Raw genomic sequence first — 9864 nt, forward strand, 5'->3', positions numbered from 1 at the left:
CAGGTACGATTCTACTGGAATCAAATGAACCAGAAAATCCCGAAGATTCCTTGAAAAAAATAGTGATTAAACTGGGTACCGGTATTCTCTCTGCAGGCAGAGGAAATATCAGAACTGACCGAATGGAAGAATGGGCAAAGAGTATAGCAACTTTGTCCGCACAAGGTATTGAAACAATTATAGTAAGTTCTGGTGCAGTTGGATTAGGAATGGGAAAATTAGGGATTGAAGAAAGGCCCAAGGATTTATCCTTACTGCGGGCCTGTGCCTCAATTGGGCAATGCCTTCTCATGAACGCATGGAGTCAATCATTAGAAAAAGCCGGCTTGATTGCTTCGCAAGTTCTTTTAACCCGAGAGGATTTTGAAAGTAGGAAGCGATCACAAAAGGTGGAGGAAACTCTTTGTACACTTCTTAAGCAAAAGGTTGTTCCCGTAGTAAACGAAAATGATTCGGTAAGTGATGAAGAAATAAAATTTGGAGACAATGACGTTCTATCCGCATTACTTGCTTCCATCGGAAAAGCAGATTTTCTGATCATCCTATCCACAGCAACAGGATTAATGACCCACCCGACCTCCGGAACTCTAATTCCGTTCGTTGCAGAAATCACACCCTCCATTGAAGCTATGGCAAAAGGTACCCACAGTGCAACCGCAGTGGGCGGTATGGTTACCAAGATAGAGGCGGCAAAAATTGCCTGTGGGTCTGGATGTGCTGTTTTTATAGGAAGCGGTGAACAACCGGCAGAACTTTCCAGTATTATCAATGGGAGAAATGTGCAGGGGACTTTTTTTGCACCCACCGGACTTGAATTATCAGAAAGAAAAAAATGGGTTGCATTTTTCCCTACTCCGAAGGGTTCTTTAACAATAGATATCGGTGCCGAGGAAGCCATTATTGAAAAAGGAGGAAGTTTGCTTGCCATTGGCATTAGCAAAATTGAAGGAGATTTCGAAAAAGCGGACGTTGTAGAAATTAAAAATCAACAAGAACAAATTATTGCACGCGGAATTACTCGATTTAGTAAGCATGAATTACTGGGGCTTCAGGGTAAGCAAAATGAAGAAATCCTTGCCTTATTTCCTGGGAAAAATCGACCTGAAGTGATTCACCGGGATCATTTAGCACCATTACAGAGCGAAAAAAGCTGAATACGCTTGCCCGTTCATCCCCTTTTAGAGAAAGGTATTTCTCGTGTACGATTACGAAGATGATGAAGAAGATATGTTCGGTTCTCCGACTCCGCCCAAAAATGATGCAAAGATCGATTTTCAGGCGGAGCTTAACGCAGATCAATTCCAGGCGGTAACGGCTCCATTCGGGCCCGCTCTTGTTTTGGCTGGTGCCGGTTCTGGAAAAACAAGGACGCTCACTTACCGAGTTGCCTACTTGCTTACAGAGGGGGTCAGTCCCGAGGAAATCTTACTCCTCACATTCACCAATAAAGCATCCAAGCAAATGCTTGAGCGGGTCGAAGAACTTACCGGAGCGGGAGCTAACCGATTTCTCGGAGGTACATTTCACCATGTGGGTGGACAAGTTCTTAGACTTTTCGGAGATTCAATCGGTCTTCCGAGAAATTTTACTATTTTAGATGATGGAGATTCAGACGCCCTTCTTTCCGAGGTAATAAGGGACCTGGACCCCGATTTTTTTAAATCAAAAGAAAACCCCAAAGCAAAACCGATAAAAGGAATAATCAGTTACTCTCGAAATGTCATGGTACCAGTGGAAGAAGTAGCGAAAGGACGTTATCCATCCAATGGAGAATTGCTCGCTAAAATTGATGCCTTCACAAGGGAGTATCAAGATACTAAAATCAGTCGTGGCCTTGCAGATTATGATGATTTATTGGTACTGTGGCTTAAAGTACTCGAAACAAATCAAGAGGCGGCCCAATATTATCAACAACGATTTTCTCATATTTTAGTGGATGAATATCAAGATGTTAATTCTCTCCAATCGAAAATTATTGATAAGATAGGAATTAACCATCAGATAATGGCAGTGGGAGATGATGCACAATGTATTTATACCTGGCGGGGTGCTGATATGAATCAAATTATGGGATTTCCGGAAAGGCACCCGGGTACGAAAATCTTTAAGATTGAAACTAATTATCGAAGTTCTCCCGAAATTCTAAAGTTTGCCAATGGGATACTGGAAAATCGATCGACAGACGATAACTTTACCAAAACACTTAAACCGTCTCAACCCCATCAGGAACTTCCAGTTGTGGTTCCAACCGTAGATGGTTATCAACAGGCGAACTTCATCTTGTCAAAAGTCGAACAAATGGTTGATAACGGAACCAACTATCATGATATAGCAATTCTTTATCGTGCACATTATCACGCCATGGAGCTTCAGATCGAACTGTCTCGTCGGGATATTCCATTTGTGATCACGAGTGGTCTTCGATTTTTTGAACAAGCACATGTCAAAGACCTCGTTGCTCAACTGAGGTTTGTCGTAAATCCCAAAGATTTAACCGCGTTCCATCGATTTGCCTGCCTACTGCCAAAAGTGGGAGAAAAAACAGCTTCAAAATTACTCGGAATTGCAGAAAAAATTGCTGTCGATAAGGAAATCAAAATTACTGCTGCCCTATCCGAACCAGAAGTGGTGAAAAAAGTACCAGCAGATGCCAAGGAAGACTGGGTTGGATTGGTTGAAACATTACAAAGTATCGCTGAGCTTACTGCTACCGCAACGCCATCAAAAGTCGTCGATGAAGCAATTAATGGATGGTATCACGAATACTTGCATGCAACCTATGAAAATTGGCCCCGAAGGGAAGAGGACTTAGAAAGCTTGGTTGATTTCGCGAGTAAATATGAAAATTTAGCGGAAATGCTTACCCAATTAATCCTGCTTAGTTCCGAATCCGGCGACCGCGTTGTTCGGAAGGGAGAAAGTTGCCTTAGACTCTCCACTATTCATCAATCTAAAGGTTTAGAATTTCGTCATGTATTTATTATCGGATTAGCCGATGGATTGTTTCCAAACAAAAGAGCAATAGATGGGGAAGGCGACCTGGAAGAAGAGAGAAGACTTTTCTATGTTGCCTCTACTCGGGCAGAGCGTTCGCTACACCTTGTTTATCCTATGCTTTCGAGTCAGAATGGAACTCAAATTCGACTAATGCAGAGCCGATTCCTGAAAGAACTTCCCCAGACTCGCTATGAATTATACAATGTCCATGCCCAAAACGCTTTTGGCCGCCAATCGGGGTATGGAAGCAAATGGAGTCAATATGGTGGTGGGACAAGAAGAAGTGGAAATAATAGACGATCTTTTTAACGATCTAATCCATTCTTTAAGGCACGCCACGCGAGCAAACTACAGTCATGTCTGTCAGGAAATCGAATTATTGTTTGATATACAATTAAATCACCCGGTGGCGTAAACTCTTTTCCCAACTCTACATATTGGAGTATATCTCTGCACAGGTGAGACGATTCAAGTACATCCATACCATTAAGCTGAGAACACATAAGCGATGCACATGCTTGGGAGAGAGCGGAGCCTTGGCCAGAGAACCGAATCTTTTCTATAGTGGATTCACTTCTTACTAACTCGACCTTACAGGTATTTCCAGTCTTTTCACTCTGCCAAATACCGGTATGACTAAATTTTTCTAATTTTCCTTGAAAAAGTGGGGACCGAGCATGTTCCTCCAATATTTCACGATGGAGCGGATCTTCTCTCTCCATTCTTTAAAAAGTATTCTTCCACATCATCGACTCAACAGGCTTTGGCGAGCGTTGGTTATACTTTGCTGAAGCCTTACTTGAATAATCCACTTCAACATTGCCCTCCACCATAAAATAAATGAGTTGGCCAATTGGCATACCAGCGTACACCCGGACTGATTGTGAAACTGAAATTTCGAGAGTCCAATGATTACAAAATCCAACATCCCCTTTTCCTGCTGTGGCATGAATATCGATCCCAAGACGACCAACACTTGATTTACCTTCTAAAAAGGGCACGCATTGATGGGTTTCTGTATATTCTAGAGTGGATCCAAGATATGTTTTGCCGGGATTTAAGACAATGCCCGTTTGGTCAATTTCGAAGTGTTTGACCTGATTGTGTCGCTTTGCGTCAATAACATCGTCTACATAACAGGCTAGAAATTTAGATAAGTGAACATCATAACTATTGGTGCCAAGACAGGAGCGATCATAAGGTTCAATCACAATATCCTTCTTTTCTATGGCATGAAGAATTGAGGAATCAGAAAGAATCATAATTTATGTAATTGAAGATTAGTAACGGCAAAGCACACATGTAAAGTTTTATGCAATTTTAAACTTTCCATACAAGGTGTCAGTATGAGTAGTCTAACACAAAACCGCCATACACTTTATAGCATCTCCCTTGAAAAATGACAGGGAGAAAGAAAGACTCTAGGCGAATGGTCTGTAAACACCAGGTGCAGGGACAGGGTATTCACCCTTTTCATCAGGAGCAACCGGAGGGGCACTATCCCAAGTATAATCGTCAATACCAGGTGCATAATCTCTTCCCTTTTTCATTAGGTCATCCGCAATAATTTCTTTACCGGAATAGCAGGCTTCACGACCCAATATTGCTGTAAAAGTACTCATGGCACCATACTCAGCCTCATTGTAGTACTCTCCCTTATGCAGGGCTTCAATCAAATCCTTCTGTTCTTGGTAATGGCCTCCACCAGCACCGCGAATCCGAATAGGATCACCCGCGAAGGGTTCTATGTGACTGGCAACCTTACAGGTTCCCTTCGAACCATGAGCATACTCTGCAACATGGGACCATCCTCCTTTAAGGTGTCGGCCTTGGCTAAACATTTTTGTCCCGTCCGGAAATGTGTATTCAACAAAAGTATGATCAAAAATTTGGGAAAGCTTTCGATCTCCCCCCATTCTCATTTCACTTCCCCCCATACCGTTCGCTTTGATCGGATACATCCCCTTTATCCAGCAACCTGCATCCAAGTTGTGTATATGTTGCTCACAAATTTGATCACCGGATGCCCAGGTAAAATGATACCAGTTGTTCACTTGATACTCCATCTCGGTCATGCCTGGTTGTTTCCCACGATGCCAAATAGAATTACCATTCCAATACACACGAAGCATATTGATATCTCCAATGACCCCATCTTGAAGTTGTTTAACGCAATCAATGTAGCGTTCTTCGTGCCGACGCTGTAATCCAATACCCACCGTAAGACCTTTTTCCTTTGCTTTCTTCGCGGAGGCCAATACACGACGAATTCCAGTTACATCACTGGCAACCGGTTTTTCCATAAAAACTTTTTTGCCTTGGTTTATCGCGTATTCAAACTGCTGAGGCTTGAAGCCTGGAGGAGTTGCAATTACAACCATGTCTACATCTTCATTGATCGCCTGCTTGTATCCGTCTAAGCCACCAAAGATTCTCCCCTCAACATCAATACGGTCCTCTCCGTATTTCTTCTTCATCGCGGCAATTTTATTCGCTGATTTTTCAGGGAACGCGTCCGCGATTGCAACCAGCTTTGTTTTGCAGCGAAGATTCTTATTTTTTTCTAAATCCATGGGTGCATCTAGAATTTGAGTAATCGCACCGGTACCGCGGCCACCAAGTCCAATCGCAGCAACTCGTATTGTGTCACTTTGAAGAGCTTCGCCTCTTGCAACATAGGGAAAGGATGCGGCTGCACCTGCGATTGCTGAGGTACCAATGAATTTTCTACGACTTACAGATTCTGTTTCTTTCATATGAATTATAATAGATTAATTGAGGAATTTTGAGAATTTTAATTTAAGTTTCTTGATTGAGGAATTGATTTGGATGGCCCTTTTATATCGCCTAGTGCCCATTGAATTCCATCGAGAAAGTGTTGCAACATAAATGGTGTCCACCAGGTTGCTTTGTTATGACCAAAATTGGAATAAAAAACTCGTCCCTTTCCGTAAGAGCGAACCCAGGAAACAGGATAATCGTTTGTTTTGGAATTTCCTTTCTTATCTGTATTAACTGAATCAAGACCTATCAGTATACGAAGCTTGCTTCGATCATAGGCCTTATATTGATATATTTCATCCGAAAACATAAATTCTTTTTCTTTGAAAGCTTGATTGATAGGATGTTTTACATCTTCAACGAAAAACGGCCATTTACCACCGGCATTCCATGGATGCCCAGCAAAACATCCCCCAATCATATCGGTGTATTCCTGCCATTGAGACATTCCGCCATCCGAAGCGGCATGAAACCCAATAAAAGCTTTTCCATTCTTAATAAAATTTAGAATCGCATCCCGTTGAGACTTTTCAGTAAACGCCTTTTGTACATGAGTCGTATTATTAAAAATAATTGCATCATATTTTTTTAAACCTTCGGAGGTAAATTCTTTTGTCTCGAGAGTAAAAGTAGCTTCAAATGCCTGCGTTTTTTCAGCAAGTACACGTAAACCTTTAACACCAGTGGGGATCGAACTATGTTTAAAACCGCTTGGATGCGAATAAACTAGAACTTTTCGTGTTTTTTTTGGTTTAACTGAAGATTTCTCAGGTGCAGCGTTCTTAATTTTCAACAACTCATCATCAGGATTGGATAAAAGACCAGATACAACAAATAGGAGAAGACTAATTAAAGAAAATATAATTTTCATAAATGGATTAAGAGGGAATATATTTCATTCAAATGCAATTAGCTTTCTAAGCAAGCTAGGAAACAAATGATTAGGAAAAAAATTCTACACACAGGATGGGCAGGTTCCAAAAACCTCCATAACATGAGCGATTTCAACAAACCCAAAGGACTTCGCTGTTTCCTCCAATTCTTCTCCCATACAAAGATCAATCCGTTCAGTCCTACCACAATTTCGGCAAGTCAAATGATGATGATGGTCATGTCCGTGCCCAATACAGTAAACCTTAGTTCCGTTTTCACGCACGCCTCTCTGTACGACATTAATTTTCTCAAACTGTTCCAAACAACGGTAGGCAGTAACCAGGTCACAGGATTCTGAAGGCAGTTGAGCGAACGCTTCCTCCGCAGACATTGGGGAGTCAGCACTAGCTAAAACTTCCAGTATCGCCTTTCGCTGTTCTGTGACACGTAGTCCTTTCTCTCGAAGAAGTGTTATTCCATTTTCAACCAATTCTGACATTTGTTCTATGATTACTATTGCACTGATTTGAGCAATACAGAATGAAGCTTTTGTTACCGAAAATAAACTTTCTTAATTTTCGCATTGAATCGATTAGTAACTCCCATTAGCACTCTGAAATGAGTCGTTTACTTTTTCTATGTCCAATGATTGCCTGCTTATTTAGCATTCATTTATATTCAAATACCAATGACAAGCTGATTACTACTTATGCGGCACAATCTGTAAAAAAAGAACAAAACAAAAATTTCCTTTATCGAACATCTGCCCCTACCAAAATGGTAAAAGGAAAAAAATATCCTTTGTTGGTATTCTTCCATGGAGCCGGAGGGCGGGGCCAAGACAACCAAGGACAGTTGACCGATGCCGGAGCAATCCTAGCATTTGAACAACAAGGCGTTCGTTCCAAAAGAAAATCTCATATCTTCGCAGGGCAAGTTCCAAAGGGTGAACGATGGGTTGATGTCCATTGGAGCCTTCTCGGTCATAGAATGCCAAAAATCTCTAATTCTATGAAAATGGCATTTAAGGAAATTGATTCCTATGTTCAAAATCCAAAAAACCAAGTCGATCCAAATCGAATTTATGCAATGGGACTATCTATGGGAGGCTATGGCACATGGGATGCAATTCAACGCAGACCTGATTTCTTTGCTGCCGCCGTTCCTATTTGCGGAGGTGGAGACAAAAGTCTTGGTGGGAAAATTTCCAAAATCCCCATATGGGCATGGCATGGAGACAAGGATACGGTCATAAAACCGAGTCGATCGAGAGACATGATCCAGGCTGTAAAAGAAGCAGGAGGCTCAGCAAAGTATTCCGAAATAAAGGGCCGCGGTCATAACTCATGGGTTGATGTCTGGAACTCAGCCGAACTTTGGGACTGGCTTTACTCACAAAACAGCTAGCAAAAAAGCTTTTCTTTTAAATCTTCAATGCCCACAAACCTCTGAGTAGGAAGAAATATTATTCCAATTTAGAAAATTAAGTTCTCTACTCACTGGTAATTTCATCCAAGAAAATTCGGCTAATTTCCCCATTACCATAACTTACTAATCTAGATGAAGTATTTTAAAATATTTCTTCTATTGGTAGGGAATTATTCTTACACAGACCTACTTTTAGCAGACCTTAAAACTAAGCCCAACATCATACTCTTTATAGCTGATGACATGGGCATTGGGGATACTGATGCGTACCTTAATATCAGCCTCATTAAAGGATCTAAACCCGTTGGAAAAACCCTTAAAACTCCTAACATTGAAAAATTTGCCAAACAGGGAATTATTTTTACGGATGCCCATGCACCGGCATCTATGTGTAGTTCCACTCGATATTCTCTCTTAACCGGGCGACTCGCTCATCGGGCCTACCTTAAAAAACAGGGATGGCTCCCTCATGGTCCGAACCGACCCATGATTCAGAAGGCTCTGACCACTCTTCCCGAAATGCTCCAACGAAACGGCTACTACACTGGAGCTATCGGGAAATACCATGTCGGTATGGATTTCGATGATGGCCATGGTCAGCCTGCGGATGAATTTGACTATAAAGATGTAGATTTCACAAAACCATTACTTGATGGTCCTACTCATCATGGATTCGATGAATTCTTTGGTGTCCCAGGAAATACTGAAGATTCTTTGGATACTGAACCAAGAATCTACATTCGTAATGACAAGTGGACTCTCACAGATCGTTCGAAAATGCATTGGATGGGCATGAAACACAGAGCCGGCCAAATTCTCAGCGGACCGAATTGGGACCTATCTCAACTCGGACCCGATTTCCTCAAAGAAGGGCTCCAATTCATTCAAGTAGCATCTCAAAAACAAAAGCCGTTCTTTCTGTACTATGTTCCCACCGCAAATCATTTCCAAAGAAACCAAAGCGGGGATTATGCAGTACCAAAATTTTTGGATGGAAAGCCCGTTAAGGGAACAAGCCGGTATACGGATGAAACCAAAGGAACCGAGCGTGAAGACATGGTGATTGAAAATGACATAGCTTTTGGTGCACTGATTACAAAACTAGAAGAAACCAATGATCCACGAAATCCAGGTCATAAACTCATCGACAACACCTTAATCATTTTCACCAGCGATAATGGGCCTAATGTAGGGGATAACGAAGGAACAAACCAGGAAAGCGGAGGGCTAAGAGGAAAAAAAGCCAAGATATGGGAAGGGGGCCACCGGGTTCCTTTTATTCTTTTTAGAAAACAACATTTCGAAGGTGGCACGATAAATAGAAGCCTGTTTTCCCTCACAGATCTTTTCGCTACTATGGCCTCACTAGTCAGTGAAGAACTCAAACCTACTGAAGCTCAGGACAGCCTAGATTCACTCGCTTATTGGAAAAATCCAGAAAGGAGAGATAAGCGACCCCGTTATTTCTTTTGCCATTTAGGCCCTCCCTATGAAAACGACGCGATTGCGATTAGGAAAGATTCACAAAAGGTAATCGTAAGTGGTGGACTCGCTCAACCTTGGACTAAAAATGGAACACAAGGCTCAGCTCAACCATTAGTATCTTATGATTTGAAGCATGATCCTTATGAAAAAGAAGATTTCTCAAAATCCACTCCAAACGCATCTTCCATGGCAAACCGACTCCTTCAAATTCATAATCAGGGCTATTCAAGGGAGCTGAACCTTCCTGTAAGTCAGAACCTAATCATTGATGATGGGTGGCATAACTTAAGAAACGATATT

Annotated in this window: 9 protein-coding genes; 4 read left to right on the top strand and 5 right to left on the bottom strand. The window is 41.7% G+C overall.

Translation table 11 applies throughout. The features are described 5' to 3' along the window. The first annotated feature begins 50 nt into the window (after nucleotides 1–50). Nucleotides 51–1154: a glutamate 5-kinase gene (proB, locus tag ACKPQ5_RS05455; RefSeq protein WP_407678090.1), complete on the top strand. Its 1104-nt coding sequence runs from the start codon at nucleotides 51–53 to the stop codon at nucleotides 1152–1154. Between the two features lie 43 nt (nucleotides 1155–1197). After that, nucleotides 1198–3306 (top strand): ATP-dependent helicase, encoded by a 2109-nt coding sequence (locus ACKPQ5_RS05460; protein ID WP_407678091.1) that lies wholly within the window; start codon nucleotides 1198–1200, stop codon nucleotides 3304–3306. Here the strand turns inward: ACKPQ5_RS05460 and ACKPQ5_RS05465 are convergent. The 5 genes from ACKPQ5_RS05465 to ACKPQ5_RS05485 form a co-directional block, all read right to left on the bottom strand. Continuing rightward, nucleotides 3303–3719, bottom strand: a complete 417-nt coding sequence (locus tag ACKPQ5_RS05465; RefSeq protein ID WP_407678092.1) for an iron-sulfur cluster assembly scaffold protein — start codon at nucleotides 3717–3719, stop codon at nucleotides 3303–3305. The genes ACKPQ5_RS05460 and ACKPQ5_RS05465 overlap by 4 nt on opposite strands. A gap of 3 nt (nucleotides 3720–3722) precedes the next feature. Further along, entirely contained in the window at nucleotides 3723–4259 is a 537-nt protein-coding gene (gene dcd, locus ACKPQ5_RS05470; protein WP_407678093.1) for a dCTP deaminase, read from the bottom strand. A gap of 159 nt (nucleotides 4260–4418) precedes the next feature. Further along, on the bottom strand, nucleotides 4419–5753 hold the full coding sequence (locus ACKPQ5_RS05475) for a Gfo/Idh/MocA family protein (protein ID WP_407678094.1): 1335 nt from the start codon (nucleotides 5751–5753) through the stop codon (nucleotides 4419–4421). Nucleotides 5754–5791: 38 nt separating this feature from the next. Beyond that, on the bottom strand, nucleotides 5792–6649 hold the full coding sequence (locus ACKPQ5_RS05480; RefSeq protein WP_407678095.1) for a ThuA domain-containing protein: 858 nt from the start codon (nucleotides 6647–6649) through the stop codon (nucleotides 5792–5794). A gap of 84 nt (nucleotides 6650–6733) precedes the next feature. Next, entirely contained in the window at nucleotides 6734–7150 is a 417-nt protein-coding gene (locus tag ACKPQ5_RS05485) for a Fur family transcriptional regulator (RefSeq protein WP_407678096.1), read from the bottom strand. A gap of 119 nt (nucleotides 7151–7269) precedes the next feature. Between ACKPQ5_RS05485 and ACKPQ5_RS05490 the strand changes: the two genes are divergently transcribed. Both ACKPQ5_RS05490 and ACKPQ5_RS05495 read left to right on the top strand, forming a co-directional pair. Continuing rightward, nucleotides 7270–8058, top strand: a complete 789-nt coding sequence (locus ACKPQ5_RS05490) for a carboxylesterase family protein (RefSeq protein WP_407678097.1) — start codon at nucleotides 7270–7272, stop codon at nucleotides 8056–8058. A 153-nt stretch (nucleotides 8059–8211) separates the two neighbouring features. Continuing rightward, the coding region (locus ACKPQ5_RS05495; RefSeq protein WP_407678098.1) for a sulfatase family protein at nucleotides 8212–9864 on the top strand (1653 nt) is incomplete at its 3' end.

It is taken from the genome of Candidatus Seribacter sulfatis (assembly GCF_964187635.1).
Taxonomy (GTDB): domain Bacteria; phylum Verrucomicrobiota; class Verrucomicrobiia; order Opitutales; family Seribacteraceae; genus Seribacter; species Seribacter sulfatis.